Annotated in this window: 19 protein-coding genes; 17 read left to right on the plus strand and 2 right to left on the minus strand. The window is 72.0% G+C overall.

Annotated features, from left to right (window positions below):
* Positions 1 to 48 precede the first annotated feature (48 nt).
* Positions 49 to 879, minus strand: a complete 831-nt coding sequence (locus FF096_RS13460) for an SGNH/GDSL hydrolase family protein (RefSeq protein ID WP_155217950.1) — start codon at positions 877 to 879, stop codon at positions 49 to 51.
* A gap of 246 nt (positions 880 to 1,125) precedes the next feature.
* On the opposite strand from FF096_RS13460, the gene FF096_RS13465 reads away from it, so the two are divergent.
* From FF096_RS13465 to mltG, 15 genes are all read left to right on the plus strand, one after another.
* On the plus strand, positions 1,126 to 2,178 hold the full coding sequence (locus FF096_RS13465; protein ID WP_155217952.1) for a S1 family peptidase: 1,053 nt from the start codon (positions 1,126 to 1,128) through the stop codon (positions 2,176 to 2,178).
* 106 nt (positions 2,179 to 2,284) lie between these two features.
* On the plus strand, positions 2,285 to 2,686 hold the full coding sequence (locus FF096_RS13470) for a hypothetical protein (protein WP_155217954.1): 402 nt from the start codon (positions 2,285 to 2,287) through the stop codon (positions 2,684 to 2,686).
* A gap of 24 nt (positions 2,687 to 2,710) precedes the next feature.
* Positions 2,711 to 3,037 (plus strand): hypothetical protein, encoded by a 327-nt coding sequence (locus FF096_RS13475; protein ID WP_155217956.1) that lies wholly within the window; start codon positions 2,711 to 2,713, stop codon positions 3,035 to 3,037.
* An 85-nt stretch (positions 3,038 to 3,122) separates the two neighbouring features.
* Positions 3,123 to 4,931 carry an aspartate--tRNA ligase gene (gene aspS, locus FF096_RS13480; RefSeq protein ID WP_309223231.1) on the plus strand — a complete coding sequence of 603 codons (1,809 nt, stop codon included), beginning with the start codon at positions 3,123 to 3,125 and terminating at the stop codon, positions 4,929 to 4,931.
* Between the two features lie 108 nt (positions 4,932 to 5,039).
* A complete protein-coding gene (locus FF096_RS13485) occupies positions 5,040 to 5,897 on the plus strand; it encodes a sugar nucleotide-binding protein (protein ID WP_309223282.1) in 858 nt (285 codons plus the stop codon).
* Positions 5,898 to 5,999: 102 nt separating this feature from the next.
* Positions 6,000 to 6,596 carry a helix-turn-helix domain-containing protein gene (locus FF096_RS13490; protein WP_155217958.1) on the plus strand — a complete coding sequence of 199 codons (597 nt, stop codon included), beginning with the start codon at positions 6,000 to 6,002 and terminating at the stop codon, positions 6,594 to 6,596.
* On the plus strand, positions 6,593 to 7,876 hold the full coding sequence (locus tag FF096_RS13495; protein ID WP_309223232.1) for an MFS transporter: 1,284 nt from the start codon (positions 6,593 to 6,595) through the stop codon (positions 7,874 to 7,876). Before FF096_RS13490 ends, FF096_RS13495 begins: the two co-directional genes overlap by 4 nt.
* Positions 7,877 to 7,963: 87 nt before the next feature.
* Positions 7,964 to 8,173, plus strand: coding sequence for a hypothetical protein (locus FF096_RS13500; RefSeq protein WP_155217960.1), 210 nt, complete (start codon positions 7,964 to 7,966; stop codon positions 8,171 to 8,173).
* 74 nt (positions 8,174 to 8,247) lie between these two features.
* Positions 8,248 to 9,774 (plus strand): replication-associated recombination protein A, encoded by a 1,527-nt coding sequence (locus FF096_RS13505; RefSeq protein ID WP_155217962.1) that lies wholly within the window; start codon positions 8,248 to 8,250, stop codon positions 9,772 to 9,774.
* 2,294 nt (positions 9,775 to 12,068) lie between these two features.
* Positions 12,069 to 12,881: a hypothetical protein gene (locus tag FF096_RS13510; protein ID WP_230462574.1), complete on the plus strand. Its 813-nt coding sequence runs from the start codon at positions 12,069 to 12,071 to the stop codon at positions 12,879 to 12,881.
* 139 nt (positions 12,882 to 13,020) lie between these two features.
* The gene (locus FF096_RS13515; RefSeq protein ID WP_309223233.1) at positions 13,021 to 13,482 is read left to right on the plus strand and encodes a DUF948 domain-containing protein; all 462 of its coding nucleotides are present in this window, start codon (positions 13,021 to 13,023) and stop codon (positions 13,480 to 13,482) included.
* A 26-nt stretch (positions 13,483 to 13,508) separates the two neighbouring features.
* Entirely contained in the window at positions 13,509 to 13,814 is a 306-nt protein-coding gene (locus FF096_RS13520; RefSeq protein ID WP_155217964.1) for a hypothetical protein, read from the plus strand.
* The gene (gene alaS, locus FF096_RS13525) at positions 13,811 to 16,489 is read left to right on the plus strand and encodes an alanine--tRNA ligase (RefSeq protein ID WP_155217966.1); all 2,679 of its coding nucleotides are present in this window, start codon (positions 13,811 to 13,813) and stop codon (positions 16,487 to 16,489) included. Before FF096_RS13520 ends, alaS begins: the two co-directional genes overlap by 4 nt.
* A gap of 73 nt (positions 16,490 to 16,562) precedes the next feature.
* Positions 16,563 to 17,024: a Holliday junction resolvase RuvX gene (ruvX, locus tag FF096_RS13530; protein ID WP_309223234.1), complete on the plus strand. Its 462-nt coding sequence runs from the start codon at positions 16,563 to 16,565 to the stop codon at positions 17,022 to 17,024.
* Positions 17,021 to 18,217: an endolytic transglycosylase MltG gene (gene mltG, locus FF096_RS13535; RefSeq protein WP_155217967.1), complete on the plus strand. Its 1,197-nt coding sequence runs from the start codon at positions 17,021 to 17,023 to the stop codon at positions 18,215 to 18,217. The genes ruvX and mltG overlap by 4 nt, the downstream gene beginning before the upstream one ends.
* A gap of 31 nt (positions 18,218 to 18,248) precedes the next feature.
* On the opposite strand, the gene FF096_RS13540 is transcribed toward mltG, so the two are convergent.
* On the minus strand, positions 18,249 to 19,514 hold the full coding sequence (locus tag FF096_RS13540) for an endo-1,4-beta-xylanase (protein ID WP_155217969.1): 1,266 nt from the start codon (positions 19,512 to 19,514) through the stop codon (positions 18,249 to 18,251).
* Positions 19,515 to 19,614: 100 nt separating this feature from the next.
* Between FF096_RS13540 and FF096_RS13545 the strand changes: the two genes are divergently transcribed.
* Both FF096_RS13545 and FF096_RS13550 read left to right on the plus strand, forming a co-directional pair.
* Positions 19,615 to 20,424, plus strand: a complete 810-nt coding sequence (locus FF096_RS13545; protein WP_375335336.1) for a shikimate dehydrogenase — start codon at positions 19,615 to 19,617, stop codon at positions 20,422 to 20,424.
* A 243-nt stretch (positions 20,425 to 20,667) separates the two neighbouring features.
* The gene (locus FF096_RS13550) at positions 20,668 to 22,371 is read left to right on the plus strand and encodes a glycosyl hydrolase (RefSeq protein WP_309223236.1); all 1,704 of its coding nucleotides are present in this window, start codon (positions 20,668 to 20,670) and stop codon (positions 22,369 to 22,371) included.
* The last annotated feature ends 107 nt before the right edge of the window (positions 22,372 to 22,478 follow it).

The raw sequence follows: 22,478 nt of genomic DNA on the forward strand, positions 1-22,478 counted from the left end.
ACAGCGGTGCGGTGACGAGGCGCGAGATCGCGGGGTGGCCGAGTCGGCCTACCAGGCGAAGCCGGCGGCGTAGGAGACGCTGGCCAGGGCCTGCTGGCCGCTGGTGTTGGGGTGGAAGTAGTCCCAGCCGGAGAGCTGGCCGAGGGTGAACGGGTAGCCGAAGACCGCGTTGCCGTCGTACCGGCAGTTCGACCCGTACGCGGCGCAGGCCGCGGCGAGCTGGCTGTTGAAGTCGATCACCCGCTGCCGGACCCGGTTGCGCCGGTCGACGTCGGCCTGGGCGGTGGAGGTCGGGTTGGCCAGCAGGGACTGGCAGATGCCAAAGAGCGACCAGGCGGTACGCGCGCTGCTGCTGCCCTTGCCGACCGACCAGAGCCGGTGCACGTCCGGGATGCTGATCACGAAGACCTTGGCGTTCGGCAGGCCCGTCCGCAGCCGGTTCAACGCGGAGTCGATGTTGGCCCGGAAGGTGGCCGGCGAGGTCATCGTCGACTCGGAGCTGGTGCAGGCGTCGTTCGCGCCGATCAGGATCGTCACGTAGCCGACGCCCTGGCTGATCGCGGTGCCGGCCTGGCCGTACAGGTCGGCTGATTTCGCGCCGGTGCGGCCGGCGTTGTGGTTGCGTCCGTTGATGGCCGGTTCGAGCCGGCGGACGCGGAGGTAGTGACTGTCCACTGCGGAATCGCTACCGGTGCTGAACGAGCGGCTGGTGCAGTCGACGTACCACCCGCAGGCGTTGAAGCCACGGGTGATGGAGTCGCCGAGGCTGGCCATCGAGGTGGGTGCCGGGCCGGGGTTGGCCGTGGCGGGACTGGTGGCGAGCAGGACGAGGGCGATGACGCCGGCGAGGGTGGCCAGCGTACGTCGGACGAGGGGCATGGTGGCCTCCGGTTCACGGGTGCCGGACAGCGGCGGTTACCGGAGCGTATAGATGACTTTCTGTGTCCACAATGTTGCGTCGGGGTTACATGCGGCCGGTGGGTGAATTCGGGCAAACGGGGGTCTTGTTTAGGATCTTAAATATGTGAATACTTTCCATCGCTTGGCCATTTCCCCAGGTGGCCGAGTTGCCCCCGCCCCTGTCGGCATGACAGGGCCCTCAACCCCCAAACGGGAGGCTGTTACATGCGACCCACAAGGTCAATGCTGCGTCGCGTCGTCACCGTCGCCGCGGCCGGAACCCTGGCCGGTGGCCTGTTGGCCGGCGTGCCCGCCCAGGCGGCACCTGGATCCGCCTCGCCCGACGCCGCCGCCGCTCTCGCCGAGCGCCTCGGCGACCGTGCCGCCGGCACCTACGCCGACGCCGCCGGCAAGATGGTCGTCGCCGTGACCGACGCCCTCGCCGCCCGTCAGGTGGCCTCCGCCGGCGCCACCCCCAAGGTCGTCAAGCGAGGCGCCGCGGAGCTGAACCGCGCCACCGCCGAGCTGGACCGCTCCGCCGCGATCCCCGGCACCGCGTGGTGGGTCGACCCGGCCACCAACCAGGTGGTCGTCTCCGTGGACAGCACGGTCACCGGAGCCAAGCTGGAGCGGGTCAAGGCCGCCGCCGCGCGCACCAACGGCGCGGTGCGCATCGAGGCCGAGGCCGGCGTGCTGAGCACTCGCATCTCGGGCGGCGAGGCCATCTACGCCCAGGGCGGTGGACGCTGCTCGCTCGGCTTCAACGTCCGGGCCGGCAGCACCTACTACTTCGTCACCGCCGGGCACTGCACCAGGATCGCCGCGAACTGGTACAGCAACTCGGGTCAGACCGCGCTGCTCGGCACCCGCGCCGGCAGCGTCTTCCCGGGCAGCGACTACGGCATCGTGCGGTACAGCAACCAGAGCACCGTGCAGCCGGGCAACGTCTACCTCTACAACGGCAGCTACCGCGACATCACCGGGGCCGCCAACGCCTACGTCGGGCAGTCGGCGCAGCGCTCGGGCAGCACGACCGGTGTCCGCAGCGGCTCGGTGACCGCGCTCAACGCCACGGTCAACTACGCCGAGGGCCAGGTCCGTGGCCTGATCCGCACCAACATCTGCGCCCAGCCCGGTGACAGCGGCGGCTCGCTGTTCAGCGGCGGCACCGCGCTCGGCCTGACCTCCGGCGGCAGCGGCAACTGCTCCATCGGTGGCACCACCTTCTTCCAGCCGATCATGCCGGTGCTGAGCCGCTACGGCGTCAGCGTCTACTGATCCCTGCGCAGGGGAGCACGTCCACTCCCAGCGGGCCGCCGGATTCCTCCTCCGGCGGCCCGCACTCGTCGTGCCCGCCGTCGAAGCCATCACGTACGGTCACCCCATGGTCGTACGATTTCTGGCGCAGCTCCGCCCGCTGGTCGTCGTGGGTGGACAGCTGTCCACGTGGCTGCTGCTCGTCGTGGACGCGCGTCGCGAGTGGAGCCCGTACTGGTTCGTCGGGCTGCTCCTGCTGCTCGGCGCGCTCGCGGCGATACCAGCGGCAGAGGTCGGCGAGCCGGCATTCCGGCCGGTCGCCCTGGTCACCTACACCATCGGGGCCGGCATCGTCGCGCTGGCCCTGTATGACACGGCGGACAAGCGGGCTCTGTGGGCGTACGCCCTGACCGCCCTCGGCGTGGTGGCCCTGCCGACGAGTCGGCCGACGATCGGTCGGGCGACCGTGACCGGTGTCGCGGTGGCCCTCCTGCTCACTATCGGCGTGTCGGCCCCGGCCCTGGCCTGAAGTGGTGGGTCGCCCGAGGTGACGGTGTGCGTCTCGTCGGAGGAGGCCGTCGACGAGCTGGTGCGCGAGGGCCCCCGCTTCGATCCCCGGCACGCGATCGCCGGCTTCGGACTGACCGAGTCGGATCCGCCCTGCGTCGAGGTGCTCCTGGATCCCGGTGCCACCGCTGGCGACGCCGACGACATCGCCCGCCGCTACTTCGAGGATCCGAGGGTGGTGTCCGCGAGCGAACCCGCTGACCGACGTCCGGGCACGAGGTGGGGCAGCTCGCCCGTCCTGCCCAACCGCTGCCGCCAACTTCAGCCCGGGGCGGGTGTAAGGAAGGGCCCCTTCCTCTACCGCAGGCGTTAACAAGGGGCCCTTCCTTACACCCAGGGAAGGGGGAGGGGCAGAATGCGGGGGCAGAGACATTGAGCAGACGAGGGAGACGCACGTCGTGATCCGTACCCATGACGCCGGAAGCCTGCGCGCGACGGACGCCGGCACGACGGTGACGCTGGCCGGCTGGGTGGCCCGCCGACGTGACCACGGCGGTGTCATCTTCGTCGACCTGCGCGACGGCACCGGCGTGGTGCAGGTGGTCCTCCGCGAGGAGGACGCGCACGCGCTGCGTAACGAGTACTGCGTCAAGGTGGTCGGTGAGGTCACCCGGCGGCCCGAGGGCAACGAGAACCCGGAGCTGCCCACCGGCGAGATCGAGGTGACCGCAGCGGAGCTGGAGGTGCTCTCCGAGGCCGCGCCGCTGCCGCTGCCGGTGGACGACCAGGTCGTGGCCGGGGACGACGTCCGGCTCAAGTACCGCTACCTCGACCTGCGTCGCGGCGGTCCGGCCCGCGCCATGCGGCTGCGGTCGCGGGCCAACCAGCTCGCCCGCTCGGTGCTGCACGAGCGGGACTTCCTGGAGATCGAGACGCCGACGCTGACCCGGTCCACGCCGGAGGGCGCCCGCGACTTCCTGGTCCCGGTGCGCCTGCAACCCGGCAGCTGGTACGCGCTGCCGCAGTCGCCGCAGCTGTTCAAGCAGCTGCTGATGGTCGGCGGCATGGAGCGCTACTACCAGATCGCCCGCTGCTACCGCGATGAGGACTTCCGCGCCGACCGGCAGCCGGAGTTCACCCAGCTCGACATCGAGATGTCCTTCGTCACCGAGGACGACGTGATCGACCTCGGTGAGGCGATCGTCGCCGCGCTCTGGTCGGAGCTGGCCGACCACGAGATCCCCCGGCCCATCCCACGGATCACCTGGCACGACGCCATGGCCCGGTACGGCTCGGACAAGCCGGACCTGCGCTACGGCGTGGAGCTGACCGAGCTGACCGACTACCTGCGCGGCACCCAGTTCCGGGTCTTCGCCGGCGCGATCGACGCGGGCGGGTACGTCGGCGCGGTGGTCATGCCCGGTGGGGCGACCCAGACCCGCAAGGAGCTGGACGGCTGGCAGGACTGGGCCAAGGCGCGCGGGGCCCGGGGCCTGGCGTACGTGGTGCTCGACGCCGAGACCGGCGAGGCGCGCGGACCGGTGGCGAAGAACCTGTCGGCCGAGCACCTGGCCGGGCTGGCCGACGCGGTCGGTGCCAAGCCGGGCGACGCGATCTTCTTCGCCGCCGCCGCCGAGGCGCGCGAGGCGCAGGAGCTGCTCGGCGCGGCCCGGGTGGAGATCGCGCGGCGGGCCGGCCTGATCGACGAGAGCGCCTGGGCGTTCTGCTGGGTGGTCGACGCGCCGATGTTCGAGAAGACCGAGGAGGGTGGATGGACGGCGGTGCACCACCCGTTCACCTCGCCGAACTCGGAGTGGGTCGACCGGTTCGAGGAGGCGCCGGACCGGGCCCTGGCCTACGCGTACGACATCGTCTGCAACGGCAACGAGATCGGTGGCGGCTCGATCCGTATCCACCGGCGTGACGTGCAGCAGCGCGTGTTCGACCTGCTCGGCATCACGCCGGAGGAGGCGCAGGACAAGTTCGGCTTCCTGCTGGAGGCGTTCAGCTACGGCCCGCCGCCGCACGGCGGTATCGCGTTCGGCTGGGACCGGGTCTGCATGCTGCTCGCCGGTGCCGACTCGATCCGCGAGGTGATCGCCTTCCCGAAGACCCGGGGCGGCTTCGACCCGTTGACCGGCGCGCCCACCCCGATCACCGCCCAGCAGCGCGCCGAAGCCGGCATCGACGCCAAGCCCAAGCCGCAGCCGTCGCCCGCCCACCTCGGCACCGCCGGCCCCGCCGCCCCCGTATCCGACCCCACCTAACAGCCCCCACCCCCACCCCGCCCGGGTTGATCAAGAAGTTTGCGTCATGATCTGAGCGTTTCGGCGACCAAAACTTCTTGATCGACGCGTGCGGGAGCGGGTGGTGTGGTGCGGGTCCTGGTGGTGGGGGGCAGCGGGTTTCTGGGGCGGGAGGTCTGCCGGCAAGGAGTCGCCGCCGGGTGGTCGGTGGTGGGCACGTGCCACTCCGGCGAGGTCGGGGTGCCTGGTGTCGAGGTGCACCGGCTGGATGTGACCGATCGGAGCGCGGTGGTCGCGCTGGTCACGGCGGTACGGCCGGACGCCGTGGTCTCCACCCCCTACCGGTACGGCGACTGGGTGGTCACCGCCGACGGGGCGGCGCATGTGGCGTACGCGGCTGCCCGGGTGGCGGCGCGGCTGGTGCACATCTCCAGTGACGCGCTGCATGCCGGGCGACCGCAGCCGTACGCCGACGACGATCCGCCGACCCCGATCTTCGCGTACGGTGCCGCGAAGGCGGCGGCGGAGACGGCGGTGCGAGCTGTCGACCCGGGCGCCGTGCTGGTGCGGACCTCGCTGATCCTGGGTGCGGGGAGCAAGCAGATCCAGCTCTGCCGGGACGCCCTGGCCGGTCGCGCGACCCTGTTCACCGACGAGTTGCGGTGCCCGATCGACGTCGGCGACCTCGCCGCCGCCGTACGGGAACTGGTGGACAGCGATGTCGCCGGCCCGCTGAACGTGGCCGGTCCGGAGGCGGTCAGCCGGGCGGAGTTGGGCCTGCTGGTGGCCCGCAGCGAGGGGATCGACCCGGTCGGCCTGAAGACCACCACCGGGGCCGCCGCCGGTGTGGTGCGCCCCACCGAGGTACGCCTCGACTCCTCCCGCGCCACCACCCTCCTCCGCACCCCGATCCGACCCGTCTCCACCCTCCTCCCACCCCCACCCCTCCTCCCATCCCTCGGGTTGATCAAGAAGTTTTCGCCATGAATTGAGCCTCTCGGTGACCAAAACTTCTTGATCAACGCGTACAGGGGGGAGGGAGGTGGGGTGGGGTTGTGCAGAGGAAGTGTGCATAAGTATTGTGCATTCATGGGAGATGGTGAGGAGCGGGCGGGCGGGCGGCAGGTCTGGCTTGATCGTCGGCAGGTGCGGGTGCTGGCGCATCCGTTGCGGACGCGGCTGCTCGGCGCGTTGCGGGTGAGGGGTCCGGCCACCGCGACCGTGCTGGCCGAACTACTCGACACGAACACCGGAGCGACCAGCTACCACCTGCGCCAGTTGGCGGAGGTGGGTCTGGTGGTGGAGGAACCGGGCCGGGGGACTGGACGGCAGCGTTGGTGGCGGGCCGCCCACGACGTGACCAGCTGGGAGAACACCGACTTCGACGACGACCCGGACGCGCGGGCCGCGATCGAGTGGATACAGGCCGAGCAGGTACGCCACTTCGTCGAGCACGCCGAGCGGTGGTTCGCCGCCCGCGCCGAGTGGTCGCCACAGTGGCGCGACGCGTTCGGCATGAGTGACGCGCTCCTGACCATCCCGGCGGGCCGACTGAAGGAACTCCAGCACGAGATGTGGCGCGTGGTGGAGCGCTACCGGGCCGAGGCCGATCCGCAGGAGCCCGGTGCCGAGCAGGTGCAAGTCTTCCTCGCCTCCCTGCCGCTGCTGCTCGGGAGGAAGCCGTGAGTGAGCTGTCCGTACGCCAGATCCAGCGTCGCTTCCTGATCCTGCACGGTCTGCGATGGCTGCCGACCGGCCTGCTCATCCCGGTGTTCATCCTGCTCATGCGGGAACGGGGCCTGACCCTGACCCAGATCGGCCTGGCCGTGGCCGCGCAGGGCGTGGTGGTGCTTGCCCTGGAGTTGCCGACCGGCGGGTTCGCCGACGCCCTGGGTCGCAAACCGGTGCTGGTGGTGGCGAACGCGGTCGGCCTGGTGTCGGTGGGTCTGCTGGTGGTCGCCGACTCGTTGGCCCTGCTGGCCGCGGTCTGGGCGCTTCAGGGTGTGTTCCGCGCCCTGGACAGCGGCCCCCTCGAATCGTGGTACGTGGACGCCACCCTCGCCGTCGACCCGGACGCCGCGTACGAGAAAGGGCTGGGCCATGGTGGCACCGTGCTCGGCCTGAGCATCGCGGCCGGTGCCCTGCTCAGCGGTGGCCTGGTCGCGCTCGGTCCGCTGGGCCCGGTCAGTGCCTTGACCACGCCGGTGCTGGCGGCCTTCGTGCTGCAGGGGATCGCGTTGGCGGCACTGCTGATCCTGCTGGAGGAACGGCGACCGGCGAGCGGCCCCGGTGCCCTGCGGGCCTCGGTCCGCTCCGCTCCCCGCATGGTCGGCGAGGCCGTCGGCCTGCTGCGGCGCTCCCGGGTGCTGCTCGCGCTGGTCGCGGTCGAGCTGTTCTGGGGATTCGGGATGACCACCTTCGAAGGGCTGCTGCCGATCCGGCTGGGCGAGGTGGTGGGCGACGCCGACCGGGCCGCCGCCCTGCTCGGCCCGGCCAGCACCGTGGCGTGGCTCGCCTCGGCCGGTGGTGCCGCGCTGACCCCACTGCTCATCCGCTGGGTCGGCGCGGCACCGGGTGCCGCCCTGTTGCGCGTCGTGCAGGGGGCGACGGTGGTCGGGATGGCCCTGCTGGCCGGCCCGGTCGGGGTGTTGATCGCCTTCTTCGCCTGTCACGCCGTGCACGGCGCGTCGAACCCGCTGCACATGGGGCTGCTGCACCGCCAGGTCGACGGCCCGTACCGGACCAGTGTGATCTCGGTGAACTCGATGGTGGCCATGCCGGCCGGCGCGCTCGGCGGTGTGCTGCTCGGCGTCATCGGCGACCGGGCGGGGGTGAGCACGGCGATGCTGGTCGGCGCGCTCGCGCTGGCGGTCGCCGCGCCGCTCTACCTGCCCGCCTGGCGGGCGGGCCGGGCCGCCGACTCGGCGGCCACGGGCCAGGCGGCGGCAACCGAGATGGCGCGCTGAGCGGGGGCATCCTCCACTGGAGATTGGCGAGCCGACCGATCGGGTACATCCCGCGCGACCTACTGGAACCCCCACCGGAGGAACGTCATGCTCGCCATCGCCGCAGCCATCGTCTTCGGCTTCGCCCTGTTGCTCGACCTGCTGGACACCAAACTCGGCGCCCCGGACCTGTTCAACTGGAACACCCTGGTGCTGATCGGCCTGCTGCTGCTCTCCCTCTACCTGGCCGGCGTCGGCCGTGGCCCGGGCGGCGGGGGCGGTCGCTGGTACCGGGGCCGTCGGCCGGGCCGAGGCTGACCGGAAACGACCATCCGGGCTCGGTCGGCGGCGCGATTCCGGCGTTGCCGACCGAGCCCGGTACTGTTCTCGTGATGGAGACCGACGCCCTGTTCACCCTCGGTGAACCCGCCGCAGCACCCGGTGCGCAGGCGGGTTCCAGCGGTGTCGGCGGCTTCACCCCGGCGGGTCCGGACGCGCCGCTGCCGGTCCGCATGCGCCCGGCCGATCTGGACGAGTTGGTCGGTCAGGAACACCTGCTCAGCCCGGGTGCGCCGCTGCGGCAACTGGTGGCCGGCAGCGCACCGATGTCGGTCATCCTCTGGGGGCCGCCGGGCAGCGGCAAGACCACCATCGCCCACCTGGTCGCCGCCGCCACGGACCGACGGTTCGTGGCCATGTCGGCGCTGACCGCCGGGGTCAAGGACGTCCGCGCGGTGATCGACACGGCCCGACGGCAGCGGCGCTCGGGTGGCCCGCCGACGGTGCTGTTCATCGACGAGGTGCACAGGTTCAGCAAGACCCAGCAGGACTCGCTGCTGGCCGCCGTGGAGGACCGGACGGTCACGCTGCTGGCGGCCACCACCGAGAATCCGTACTTCTCGGTCATCTCCCCGCTGCTCTCCCGCTGTGTGCTGCTCACGCTGCGCCCCCTCGACGACGATGCGGTGCGCGGGCTGCTGCGCCGGGCGCTGGTCGACGAGCGGGGGTTGGCCGGGGCGCTCACCCTCGCGCCGGAGGCGGAGGAGCATCTGGTCCGGCTGGCCGGTGGGGACGTCCGCAAGGCGCTGACGGCGCTGGAGGCGGCAGCCGCCTCGACGACCGCGCTGGGCCGGGATCTGATCGACCTGGCCACCGCCGAACGCGCGGTGGACACCGCGGCCGTCCGCTACGACCGGGCCGGGGACGCCCACTACGACGTCACCAGCGCCTTCATCAAGAGCATGCGCGGTTCCGACGTGGACGCCGCGCTGCACTGGCTGGCCCGGATGCTGGTCGCCGGGGAGGACGCCCGGTTCATCGCCCGGCGGTTGGTCATCTTCGCCAGCGAGGACGTCGGCATGGCCGATCCGGGTGCGCTCGGTGTGGCGACGGCGGCGGCGCACGCGGTGGAGTACGTCGGCCTGCCCGAGGCGCAGCTCAATCTCGCCCAGGCCGTGATCCACCTGGCCACCGCGCCCAAGTCCAACTCGGCGACCACCGCCATCGGGGCGGCGATCGCCGACGTGCGGGCCGGTCGGGGCGGGCCGGTGCCCCGGGGGCTGCGCGACGCCCACTACTCCGGTGCCCGGGGTCTGGGGCACGGCATCGGTTACCGCTACCCGCACGACGACCAGCGGGGCGTGGTCACCCAGCAGTACGTGCCCGACGACCTGGTCGGCACCGACTACTACCGGCCGAGTCAGCACGGCGCGGAACGATCGGTGGCCGGCCGGCTGCCGTTGCTGCGCCGGATCGTCCGAGGGCTGCCCACCCCTGCCCGTCCGGACGAGCCGGCACCGGGCGGGCGGCCGCAGACATCGAGGTCGTCCGGGGGGGACGACGGCGATCGCCGTACGGTCACGGACGCCCAGGTGGCCGAAGAGGTCGGCGCGAGCGCCGACGGGAGGGGTCAACAGTGAAATCGTCGGACCGACCGGACGAGGGGCCGGACGCGCGACGCGGCAAGAGTCGGCGCTGGGGTCGGGGCAAGGCCGAGCCCGCCCCGGAGGAGCCGACCGGCGGCGAGGATTTCGGCTGGATCGACGACCTGCGTTCAGCCAAGCGGCAGCGCGGCGAGTTGGGCCCCGACGGCATTGCGGTCGAGCCGCCCGCCGGAGCACGGAGCGCCCCGGCACGCCCCGGCCAGGAGCCACCGGTGCGGCCCGGCGGAGTCCACCAACCCGGCCCGGAGGGGTCGGTGGCCGTACCCGGTCGCGGGCCGGCCGAGCCGCCACGGGCACGTCCGGTCGACGGTCCCTGGCCGGGCGCCCCGGCTGCCCGACCGCCTGCCGGCGGGGACCGGCCGTCGCCGCCACCGTTCGCCGCCCCACCGGCGACCACCGGCCGACACGAGCCCGGCGCACCGAACACCCCGCCGCCCGGTTGGGCACCGCAGCCCGGTGTCGCCGGACCGGCTGCCCGGCGACCGCAGCCCGGTGATCCGGTGCCGGGTGGTCCCGGACCGGTTCCGGAGGCCAACCCGGTGTCGGGCGCACCGGTCGGTCCGGGTCGCCCGCCGGTGTCGGGCCCGCCCGCCGGTCCCGTGTCGGGGCCGCCCGGGCGTCGGCTGCCCGGTGCCCGGCCGAACGCCGCGCCCGCCGGTCCTCGTCGCCTCCCGGGAGCCGAACCCACCCACGCATCGGAGCCGGTCACCGGTGGGCTTGCGCCGAACCACGCCGACCCTGGTGTTGCCGATGGTCGGACCGGACGGTTCGCCGGGCCGGGCCGACCACGTGTGGCCGATGCCCCGGCGGGGCCGCCCGCACCCGGTGTCCCCGATCCGACGCCTCCGCGAGGGGCCCGACGCGTCGCTGCGGATCCGGTCGGTCCGCGGGCTCCCGAGCACTCCGGACCAGCCGTACCTCCCGGTTCGGTGACCCCAGGCATGACGCCTGCCGCCGGTCGACCGGCCGGGCCCCCGGCGGGGGGGCCACGGGGCGGTCGTCGGCGGGCCGCCGAGCCGGAGCGGCCCGTGGTGCCGCTGTCCGGCAACGCGCCACCGATTCCCGGCGTGCCCGCCGGCCAGCCGCCGACCGGGCCCGCTCGTACCGCACCCACCGGGCGCAGTGAACCCGGCGTACCGACGGCGGTGGACCGGGACCGCCGGGGCGCGCCCACGCCCTCCGGTGTGGACGCGGCGGCGAGCCGTCGGGCGGTAACCGCGCCGCAGCCGCCGTTCGACCGTCGGCCGGTGGACGGGCCGGTCGAGCCGCCGCGGGGACGCCGCGCGGCCGATGCCGCCGACGCGCCAGGTCGACGCCCGGACGAGGAGCCGTCCGGACGGCACGCGGTGGCGGGCGCCGGCAGCGAGACGCCTGCCGCCGGTCGACCGGGTGAGGGCCGGGCCGGACGGCCGGAGCGGCCGTCGGACTGGCTCCGGCAGGCCGGGCGAGCACACCACACAGACCCGGCGTTGCCCACGATCAGCAAGCGACCGGTGCCACCCGGTCGGGTGGTCGGCACCCCCACCGGGGGTACGCCGACCGTCGGCGACCGTCGGGGCGTGGACGCCGGGGGACCGCCCCGCCGTCCCGTGGCGGGCGGTGCGCCGACCGACGGACGCGGTGTCGAGCCGGGACCGGAACGTGCCGCCCCCGACCGCCGCGCCGACGGACCACTCACCGGCCGTGGCCGTCCTGCTCCCGTGAGCGGTCCCGTTCCCGGGCCCGACGGATCACCGACCGGCCGTGGTCGTCCTGCTCCGGGTGGCCCTGTTTCCGGGGCCGACGGACCCGGACGTGGTCGTCCCCCTTCCGGGGGTGGCCCCGTTCCCGGGGGCGACGGATCCGAGCCGGGTGGGCGGGCCGGTGCGCCGCCACGGATCGGCGGCGCGGGCCCGGTCGTCCGACCCGACGGCCCAGCCGGTGGCCCGCCACGTGGTGCGGTGCGCCCCGACGGTCCGCCTGCCGGTGCGCCGCGTGGTGCGGCGCGAACCGATGGGTCGCCTGCCGGGCCGCCGCGTGCCGCGGTGCGTCCCGACGGGATTCGCACCCGTCCGGGCGGGCCGCCGCCGGGACCGGCCCGGGGCGCGGCCCGGCCCGACGCCGGGGCACCCGACGGCGTCGACCCCGGTCGAGCCGTCGGCACCGGACCAGTCGGTTCGCCGGTCACGGCTCGGGCGGGCGCCCCGGTGCGACCGGAGGACCGGGGGACCGGCCGGGCGACCCCGCCGCATCGGAACCCGGCGGGCCCCGAACCCTCCGGTGCGTCGCCGATGCCCCCGACGCGGGTCGGCGAGGCCCCGGCGGTGGCTCGCGCCGCGGCTGCCGTGGCGCCGGTCGACCCGGCCGCGCCTCGACCCGGGGCGGAGCCGATGGTTCACCGCGCCGACGCCCCGGACCACCCCGACGTCGACCGGTCCGAGAGCGACCAGGTCGGTGACGGCGAGGCGCGTCGGCCGACGGCGGGCTACACGCGGGCGCGTACCGCCGTGCTGGTGCTGGCCAGTGTGCTCCTGCTCGGCGTGCTCCCAGCGTTCTTCGGTGTGCAGACCATGAACCGGGATCCGGTCTTCGCCTCGCTGGACAAACTGGACGTGCCGTCCTGGGCGTCGGTCGAACCGGTCGACGACGTCAGCGGCAGCCAGTGGTGCCTGCTCGACTGCCGACTGCGGGAACGCACCGCCACCTCGGACCGCCCGCCGGACGAGACCGCCCAGGCGTACGAGGCGGCGTTGACCGGTGACGGTTGGCAGCGGTGGACGCCCAACTACTGCCCGGAGCAGGAGGAGAAGGGCAGCTACACCTGCTGGCGGCGCGACGAACTCACCCTCGACCTGTGGGTACGCGAACGGACCTGCGTGCCACCGCCGGTCGACGGTGAACCCGCCGTGGTGCCGGTCCCCGACCCGTCCACGGCAGCCGAGGAATGCCCCGGATCGTTGGTGTCGGTGAAGGTGCGCAACGCCATCGACGACGAGCGGACGCGACCCCAGCCGAGCACCGACCCGTCGCTGACCGGTGAGGATCCCTTCCCGACACTGACCGAGGACCCGCTGGGCGATCTGACCTCGTCGCCACCGTCCTGAGCCGATCGTCATCACGGACGGTAGGGTCAGGTGCTGGTGGTGACCGGCGGTCGGCCGGGAACTCGACGTTGGCGTGGGTGAGACGGTCGTGCGGTTGGGGGCCCCTGCGCCCCGGAAGCACTCTTCGAGGAGGACTGGCGTGGGCTTTTTGGAGGTCGCGGCACTGATCGCGGCGATCGCGTTCGCGATGCTGGTGCTGATCCTGACGCTGCCCATCCTGCGGTTGCGGCATACCGTGGACGCCGCCACCCGCATGATCAACGACGTCAACGACCGGACGGGTCCGCTGCTCGGCGACGTCAACACCACGGTACGCAACGTCAACGTGACGCTGGAGCAGGTGCAGACCTCCCTCGACGGTGTGAACCTCCAGTTGGCCAAGGTCGACACCATGACCAGCCACGCGCAGAACATCAGCGCCAACGTCGCCAACCTGGTCACCGTGGTCTCCGCGGCAGCGGCCAACCCGCTGGTCAAGGTCGCCGCGTTCGGGTACGGCGTGCGCAAGGCCGCGGCCAGTCGCCGGCACGCCGAGACCGAGCGCGAGGTGCGGGACACCATCAAGGCTCAGCGGCGCGCCGCCCGGCGCGGCAACCGCTGAACCCGACGGCACCGGGAGGTACGAGCATGAGGCGCCTTTTCTGGCTGGGTATCGGCCTGGCGGTCGGTGTGGTGGTGGTGCGCAAGGCGACGCGTGCCGCGCACGCGTACACCCCGGCCGGCATCGCCGACAACCTGTCACAATCCGCTGGCGGGCTGGTCGAGGAACTGCGTAGCTTCGTGGCGGACGTACGCGCCGGGATGGCCGAGCGGGAGCACGAGATCCACGAGGCGTTCGCCCATGGCGAGGCGTTCGACGACCAGTTCGCCGAGCTGCGGGAGGATCCGCGGATCGGCGACCGAGAGATTTTCCCGGAGGACCACCAGCGATGAAGACGGCGGAGATCAGGCGGCGGTACCTCGCCCATTTCGAGGCGAACGGGCACACCGTGGTGCCGTCCGCTCCGCTGCCCGCCATCAGCGATCCGAACCTGCTGTTCGTCAACGCCGGCATGGTGCAGTTCGTCCCCTACTTCCTGGGCCAGCAGACGCCCTCCTACCGGCGCGCGGTGAGTGTGCAGAAGTGCATCCGTACGCCGGACATCGACGAGGTCGGCAAGACCAGCCGGCACGGCACGTTCTTCCAGATGAACGGCAACTTCTCGTTCGGTGACTACTTCAAGGACGGGGCGATCCCGCTCGCCTGGGACCTGGCCACCAAGTCGGTCGGGGCCGGCGGCTTCGGGCTGGACCCGGAGCGGATCTGGGCGACGGTCTACCTGGACGACGACGAGGCGTACGAGATCTGGCGTCGTACCGGTGTGCCCGAGGAGCGCATCGTGCGCCGGGGCAAGAAGGACAACTTCTGGTCGATGGGCATTCCCGGCCCGTGCGGCCCCTGCTCCGAGCTGTACTACGACCGGGGCCCCGAGTACGGCCCCGAGGGCGGCCCGGAGGTCGACGAGGACCGCTACCTGGAGTTCTGGAACCTCGTCTTCATGCAGTACGAGCGGGGTCCGGGCACCGACAAGGAGAACTTCCCGATCCTGGGTGAGCTGCCGGCGAAGAACATCGACACCGGCATGGGCCTGGAGCGGATGGCGTCGATCCTGCAGGGCGTCGACAACCTCTACGAGATCGACGAGGTTCGGCCGATCCTGGACCGGGCGGCGGAGTTGACCGGTAAGCGCTACGGCGCGCAGTCGGGTCAGGCCGCCAACCAGTCGCACCCCGACGACGTGCGGCTGCGGGTGGTCGCCGACCACGTGCGTACCGCGCTGATGCTCATCGGTGACGGGGTGACCCCGTCCAACGAGGGCCGGGGCTACGTGCTGCGGCGGATCATGCGCCGGGCGATCCGGGCGGTGCGGCTGCTCGGCTGGCAGGAGCGGGCGCTGCCCGAGCTGCTGCCGGTGGCCCGGGACTGCATGGCCCCGTCGTATCCGGAGCTGGCGGAGGACTTCGACCGCATCTCGGCGTACGCGTACGCCGAGGAGGACGCCTTCCTGGCGACCCTGCGCGCCGGCACCACGATCCTGGACACCGCGATCACCGAGACGAAGTCGGCGGGCAAGCCGGCGCTCTCCGGTGACAAGGCGTTCCAGCTGCACGACACGTACGGTTTCCCGATCGACCTGACGCTGGAGATCGCCGCCGAGCAGGGGTTGAAGGTCGACCAGGAGGGTTTCCGTCGGCTGATGGCCGACCAGCGGGCCCGGGCCAAGGCCGACGCGCAGGCGCGCAAGACCGGGCACACCGACCTGTCGGCGTACCGGTCGGTGCTCGACGCCGGGGGGCCGGTGACCTTCACCGGCTACACGGAGGTGGCCCGCGAGTCGACGGTGCGGGCGGTGCTCGGCACCGACGGCCCCCGGGCGGCGGCGGTCGAGGGCGACACGATCGAACTGGTGCTCGACACCACCCCGTTCTACGCGGAGGGCGGTGGGCAGCAGCCCGACCTCGGCATGATCACCGTCGGTGGCGGCCAGGTCGAGGTCCTCGACGTGCAGCAGCCGGTGCCGGGCCTGATCGTGCACCGGGCCCGGGTGCTGCGGGGCGAGGTGCGGGCGGGGGAGACCGGCTACGCCGAGATCGACACCAGTCGGCGGCGGGCCATCTCCCGGTCGCACACCGCGACCCACCTGGTGCACCAGACGATGCGCAACTTCCTCGGCGAGTCCGCCACGCAGGCCGGTTCGCTGAACGCCCCGGGCCGGCTCCGGTTCGACTTCAACACCGCCACCGGTGTCGCCCCGAGCGTGTTGCGGGACGTGGAGCAGCAGGTCAACGAGGTGCTCCTGGCCGACCTGGAGGTGCACGCCTTCGTCACCTCGCTGGAGGAGGCGCGGCGCATCGGCGCCATGGCGCTGTTCGGTGAGAAGTACGGCGAGCAGGTCCGGGTGGTCGAGGTCGGTGACTACGCCCGCGAACTGTGCGGCGGCACCCACGTGGCCCGCTCCGGCCAGCTCGGCCTGGTCAAGATCCTCTCCGAGTCGTCCATCGGGTCCGGGGTACGCCGGGTCGAGGCGCTCGTCGGCATGGACGCGTTCAACTTCCTGGCCCGCGAACACCTGCTGGTGGCCCGCCTCGCCGAGTTGTACCGGGTCCCCTCCGAGCAGGTCGCCGATCGGGTCGAGCAGACCGTCACCCAGTTGCGCGACGCGGAGAAGGAGTTGGAGAAGCTGCGTGCGCAGCTGGTCCTCGGGGGCGCGGCGGCGCTCGCCGCCCAGGCCAAGGACGTCGGCGGGATCGCCTACGTGGGCACCGAGGCGCCCGAGGGGGCGGCCGGTAACGACGTCCGCACCCTCGCCCAGGAGATCCGGGGCCGGATCGACGCGTCGCGGCCGGGTGTGGTCGCGGTGGCCGCCCGGGCCAACGGCAAGGCGTCGCTGGTGGTGGCGGTGAATTCGGCCGCCCGCAGTCGGGGTGTCGCCGCGAACGACCTGGTCAAGGCGGCGTTCTCCGGCCGGGGCGGGGGCAGCCCGGAGTTGGCGCAGGGCGGTGGCCTACCCGAGTCGGAGGTGCCGCGCCTGCTGCTCACGGTCGAGAAGGCGCTCGCCGACGCGTGAGGCGTCAGCGCGATGGATCAGGGCGGACCGTAGCGGTCCGCCCTGACGCGTATGTCCGGGGAGGTGACACGGCGTGAACGACTCGCCCCGGGGGGTACGCCTCGGAGTGGACGTCGGGCAGGTCCGGATCGGGGTCTCCCGGTCCGATCCGTACGGGGTCCTGGCCACCCCGCTGGTCACCCTCGCGCGGGAGCAGAATCCCAGGTCAGAGGCGGTACCCTCGGATGTCGCCGAACTCGCCGCGCTGGTCGCCGAACACGAGGCGGTGGAGGTGGTGGTGGGTCTTCCGGTCAACCTCGCCGGAAAACATGGCCCGGCGGCGGAGCAGGTGAAGGCGTACGCTCGACAACTGGCCGATGTGATAAGTCCGGTGCCGGTGACGCTCACCGACGAGAGGATGTCCACGGTCGTGGCGAGTCGTAGGCTTGCCGAGCGTGGTGTCCGAGGGAAGAGACAACGGGCGGTGGTCGACCAGGCCGCCGCCGTGGAGATTCTGCAGAGCTGGCTGGATGCGCAGCGGAGGCGGACGCGATGATGGACGATCTGGATCTCGGGTTCGACGAGCCGGAACGGGGGGAGAAGGGCAAACACCGCCGGGGGCGTCGCAAGGGTGGCCGATCCGGTGGTGGACGGGGTAAGACCGTCCTGGCCCTGCTGCTGGCCGTGGTGCTGCTCGGCGGTATCGGCGGGGGAGCCTTCTACGGCTTCGACCGGATCCAGAGCTATTTCGTCACCCCGGACTACGACGGCGCGGGCACCGAGGACGTGACCGTCCAGATCCCGCAGGGCGCGTTCCTCGCCGACATGGCGGTGGCGCTCTACGACGCTGGCGTGATCAAGAGCACCAAGGCGTTCATCGAGGCAGCCAACGACAACTCCCGCAGCCGCAACATCCAGCCCGGCACCTACAAGCTGCGCAAGCAGATGAGCGGCGAACTGGCCGTGGCCGCGATGCTGGACCCGAAGAACCGGATCGTCAACGGGGTCACCATCCCCGAGGGGCGCACCGCGAAGAGCATCTTCAAGCTGCTCAGCGAGCACACCAAGATCCCGGTCAAGGAGTTCGAGGCCGCCGCGAAGGACCCGGCGAAGCTCGGCGTACCGGACTGGTGGTTCAAGCGGGAGGACGGCAAGAAGCCCAAGAAGTCGATCGAGGGCTTCCTCTTCCCGGACACCTACGAGATCCCGCCGGACGCCACCGCCAAGGACATCCTCGGGCAGATGGTCGACCACTTCCTCACCGTCACCGGTGAGATGGAGTTCGCCGACCGGGTGCAGAAGGAACGCGGCGGGATCAGCCCGTACGAGGCGCTGATCGTGGCGTCGCTGGCCCAGGCCGAGGCCGGTACCAAGAAGGATCTCGGCAAGGTCGCCCGGGTCGCCTACAACCGGGCCTACTCCGGCACCTTCGACTGCGGCTGCCTGGAGATGGACGTCACAGTCAACTACTACCTGGAGTTGACCGGGCAGAAGACCAAGACGTCGGCCGAGATGACCGTCAGCGATCTGGACAACCCGAAGAACCCGTACAACCGCAAGCTGCGCGGCATGATCCCCACGCCGATCAACAACCCCGGCAAGGATGCCCTCGAAGGTGCGATGGACCCGCCCAAGGGCGACTGGCTCTTCTTCGTGGCCATCGACAAGGAAGGCAACTCCGCCTTCGCCGAGACCTACGCGGAACACCGGAAGAACGAGGCCAAGGCCCGGGAGGCCGGCATCATCTGACCGGTTACGGCACCCCCGGGCCCGGGCCGGGTCAGGTCAGGTCGACCGTCGCGGTGGTGGCGGGGGCGTCGATGGTGAAGCGCGCGGTGCGGTCACCAACGCTCACGGTGTAGTCGCCGAGGAAACCTTCGACGGTGACGGTGCCGTCCGCGTCGGTGGGCAGCTCCGTCGGCGACAGCCACCACTCGCCCTTGACGAGGGCTTTCAGGGCCTCGTACGCGGGCTTCGGGCTGCCGTCGGCGCGGACCAGTCCGGCGGGTGCGCCGAGCCAGGCGCCGTGGTCGGTGATCCCCCAGTAGTTGATCGCTTGGACCGACGGGTGGGCCACCAGCGACCGGTAGTGCCGCTCGATCTCCTCGGCCTGGCGGGCCTCACCCTCGGGGGTGCTGGGCCAGTGCGGGATCTGGTAGTCGTTGAGGTCCTCGATCTCGGACGGCATGAGGTGGCCGGAGACCAGCGTCGTCTCGGTCAGGTGCAGCGGCAGCCCGTACCGGGCGAACCGGTCGAGCGTCCGTTGCATGTACTCCTCGCCCCGGTAGCCCTGGTGCATGTGGGTCTGCAAGCCGATCGCGTCGATGCGTACCCCGGCTTCGAGGACCCCCTCGATGAGACATTCGTAGGCCGAGCTGAGGTCGAAGTCGTTGAGCACCAGGGTGGCCGCCGGGTTGGCCGCGCGGGCCTCCTCGAACGCCAGCCGCACCATGTGGATGCGGCCCCGGGCCCGCGCCAGCGGGGTGATCGCGTTGTCGCCGTTGTCGAAGACGGGCATGATGACCGCCTCGTTGATGGCGTCCCAGGTGTCGATCAGCCCGGCGAACCCGCCGGCCAGGTCGCGGACCCGGGCCCGCAGCAACCGCTCGACCTCGTCGAGGTCCAGGCCCAGCAGCCAGGACGGCTGGACGGTGTGCCAGACCAGCGGGTGGCCCTTGACGGTGACGCCCCGCTCGGCCAGCCACCGTGCCGTGGCGGTGAGTCGGTCGGTGTCGGGTGCGCCCCGGCGCGGCTCGTAGCGGCCCCAGTAGAACGGCAGGGTCGCGGTGTTGAACACGTCCAGCCACAGCTCGCCGAGCCGGTCCAGGTCCAGGCGGTCGGTGCCGCCGAAGCTCTCGACGTCGGTGGTGTCGGCCGGACCCGCGCCGCCGACCAGGTCTACGAAGTCGAAACCGATGTTGCCGAAGGCGAAGGCGTGTCGGGTCTGGGTGACCGTCACGACCTGGTCGGCGAGTGGCTGCCGGTCCGGTCCTCGGACGGTGAGGGTGATCTCGCCCTTGCGGTGTCGCAGGCTGCTGTCTGACATTGTTGGATGTTAGGCGACAGATGATCGTCGGTGAGGAGCGAAGGTGGCGGAGTCGGTGCGCGAGGCGGCAGCACCCGAGGCATCGGTACGCAGGGCGGCGGTGCTGGGTAAGCCGATCGCGCACTCGCTCTCCCCGGTGATCCACAACGCGGGGTACGCCGCCGCCGGGCTCGACGGGTGGTCGTACACCCGGATCGAGTGTGCGGCGGCGGAGCTACCGGCCCTGGTCGCCCGCCTGGGGCCGGAGTGGGCCGGGCTGTCGGTGACCATGCCGGGCAAGGAGGCGGCGCTCGCGGTGGCCGCCGAGGTCTCGCCGGTCGCCGCCGCCGTGGGTGCGGCCAACACGTTGGTACGCCGCGCCGACGGCTCCTGGTTCGCCGACAACACCGACGTCACCGGCATGGTCGAGGTGCTGACCGAGGCGGGCGTACGCGCCGGTGCCACCGTCACCGTGCTCGGCGCGGGCGGAACCGCGCGGGCGGCGCTGGCGGCGGCGGCCCGGCTGCGCGCGGCCGAGGTCCGGGTCGTCGCCCGTCGCCCGGCGGCGATCGCCGAGCTGGCACCGGTCGCGGCGGTGCTGGGGGTGCCGATGGTCGCCGCGCCGTGGCCGGTGCCCGGGTCGGAGCCGTCGCCGCTGGCCGACACCGACGTGCTGATCTCCACGGTGCCGAAGGGTGCCGTCGACGAGCTGGCCGACAGCGTGCCCTGGCGGGCGGGCACGGTGGTCTTCGACGCCATCTACGACCCGTGGCCGACCCCGCTGGCCGCCTCCGCCGAGGCCGCCGGTTGTCGCATCGTCTCCGGCCTGGACCTGCTGCTCGCCCAGGCGATCGGCCAGTTCGAGCAGTTCACCGGAGTTCCCGCACCCCGCTCCGCGATGGCCGCCGCGCTCGCCGCCGCCCGCTCCTGACCGCTCCCGCCCGCATCGCGCGCTGCCCCGTCGGCGTGCTTCGCGCCGGTGGCGATGTCGCCGCCGACCGGGTGGATCCGCGCCATGATCGGTCCCGTTCGGTGCCGAGCGGAGTGGGGCGCGTGAGTTGGGTGGTGCTTAGGTGACTTTTAAGACCCGCTTAGGTCCGGCCGTCGGACGCACACTCCGTTGTGTACACAGATACGCTGCTCAGCGTTGTTGCCGTAGACACGAGGAGTATCCGTGACCAGTCGCGGACTGCACCGCATGATCCCGCATCGTGGCCCCCGGCGGAAGGCCGTGGTGCTCGGCGCCATCGGCACCACTGTGGTGCTGGGGCTCGGTGCGACCATGGTGCCGCTGCTCGCCGATGACGACCTGTCGATTCCGGTGGTGGCCGACACCACCGCCACGATGGTGCCGCAGGACGGCGACAACAGCGTCAAGACGACCCTGGCGACCTGCCCCGCGCCCTGCGACGGCAACCCACGTGGCGCGCGGGAGGCGGTGCTCACCTTCCTGGTCACCACGCTGCCGGCGAACGCGGTGAACGTCCGGGCCACGTTGCGGGTGCACGCCTGGGAGAAGTTCGACGCGACGGTGAGCGCGCACGAGTCCCGGCTGGACGCCCGGGCGGCCCGTCCGGCGCCCTCGCCGCTGGGCGCGGCGCTGGACACGGTCACCGGCGTCACCAAGGGATTCAACGAGTGGGACGTCTCGGGTCTGGTCACCGGCAACGGAATCTGGACGCTGTCGCTGGCGCAGGCCGGGCTCGACACCCGGATCTACTGGGCCTCCGCCGAGAACCGCAACGCCGACCTGCGTCCGCGGCTGGCGCTGAGCTACGGCGTGGGTGCCCGGCCGCCGTCCGCCCCACCTAGCGTCTCACCGACGCCGTCGGCCTCGCCGAGCCGCCCGCCGGCCTCGCCGTCCGCCTCGCCGAGCGCGAGCCCGACGCCCGCCCGACCCAGCCCCACCTCGACGCCACCGCCGGCCTCGGACAAGTGCGGCACGGTCTCGGCGAAGCTGGTCCCCGCCTGCGGCGCCTGGTGGGGGATGTACTCGCCGTCCAGCGCCGCCACCGGGTGGGACCACGGCAAGTCGATCACCGATGTGGAGAAGCAGGTGGGCCGGACGTTCGACATCGTCCACCGCTACCACGACTTCTCGAACACCGGCAGCAACGGTGCCTTCCCGGACGCCTTCCAGCAGCAGCAGATGCGGGAGGGCAGGCTGATGTTCTTCGCCTGGGAGAGTCGGATCTTCTCCTCGGGCACCGTGTTGACCTGGAAGGACGTCTACAGCGGACGGTACGACGCGACCATCGACGCGGTCGCCGGACGGATCCGGGCGATCGGCAAGCCGGTCTTCATCGGCTTCGACCACGAGCCGGAGGACGAGCCGGCGAAGGGTAGCGACGCGGACTTCGTCCGGGCCTGGCGGTACGTGCACGACCGGTTCGCCAACGCCAAGGCCGACAACGCGGTCTGGGTGTGGACGATGATGGGCTGGTCCGGCCACTACGACAGGTACGCCGGCCTCTACCCCGGTGACAGTTACGTCGACTGGGTCGCCTGGGATCCGTACAACTTCCACGTCTGCAACGGCAGCACCGTGTGGAAGAGCCCCAGCAACACCATCGGTTCCTTCTACCGCTGGCTGGACGACAACGGCATCGGTGCGGGCAAGCCCCGGATGCTGGCCGAGTTCGGCACCAACATGAACTCCGCCGACCCGAACGCCAAGCGACGGTGGTTCGAGGAGTTCCCGGCGGCGCTGAAGGCCCACCCGAAGATCAAGGCAGCGATCTACTTCAACTCGCCGGGCATGACGAAGACGACGAACACCTGCAACATGCTGATGAACCAGGACGCGGCGTCGATCGCCGGATTCGCCGCGGCGGGACGAGACAGCTACCTGCGGCAGCCGACCGGGGGGAGTCGCTGAGTGAAGTGAACTGATCACGGAGACGTACCGCTTGGATTGTCAATAATCTGACTGTCTGCCGGGTTGTCCGTTTCCTGATCCACCGACCGCCCAATCGGCGGATGCCG

This window comes from Micromonospora sp. CP22 (assembly GCF_009712475.1).
GTDB lineage: Bacteria > Actinomycetota > Actinomycetes > Mycobacteriales > Micromonosporaceae > Micromonospora.

Excerpts from the sequence above, each read along its gene's own strand:
- FF096_RS13460 (WP_155217950.1), bottom strand. The coding sequence starts at position 879 with ATGCCCCTCGTCCGACGTACGCTGGCCACCCTCGCCGGCGTCATCGCC.
- FF096_RS13465 (WP_155217952.1), top strand. The coding sequence starts at position 1,126 with ATGCGACCCACAAGGTCAATGCTGCGTCGCGTCGTCACCGTCGCCGCG.
- FF096_RS13470 (WP_155217954.1), top strand. The coding sequence starts at position 2,285 with ATGGTCGTACGATTTCTGGCGCAGCTCCGCCCGCTGGTCGTCGTGGGT.
- FF096_RS13490 (WP_155217958.1), top strand. The coding sequence starts at position 6,000 with ATGGGAGATGGTGAGGAGCGGGCGGGCGGGCGGCAGGTCTGGCTTGAT.
- FF096_RS13500 (WP_155217960.1), top strand. The coding sequence starts at position 7,964 with ATGCTCGCCATCGCCGCAGCCATCGTCTTCGGCTTCGCCCTGTTGCTC.
- FF096_RS13505 (WP_155217962.1), top strand. The coding sequence starts at position 8,248 with ATGGAGACCGACGCCCTGTTCACCCTCGGTGAACCCGCCGCAGCACCC.
- FF096_RS13510 (WP_230462574.1), top strand. The coding sequence starts at position 12,069 with ATGCCCCCGACGCGGGTCGGCGAGGCCCCGGCGGTGGCTCGCGCCGCG.
- FF096_RS13520 (WP_155217964.1), top strand. The coding sequence starts at position 13,509 with ATGAGGCGCCTTTTCTGGCTGGGTATCGGCCTGGCGGTCGGTGTGGTG.
- alaS (WP_155217966.1), top strand. The coding sequence starts at position 13,811 with ATGAAGACGGCGGAGATCAGGCGGCGGTACCTCGCCCATTTCGAGGCG.
- mltG (WP_155217967.1), top strand. The coding sequence starts at position 17,021 with ATGATGGACGATCTGGATCTCGGGTTCGACGAGCCGGAACGGGGGGAG.
- FF096_RS13540 (WP_155217969.1), bottom strand. The coding sequence starts at position 19,514 with ATGTCAGACAGCAGCCTGCGACACCGCAAGGGCGAGATCACCCTCACC.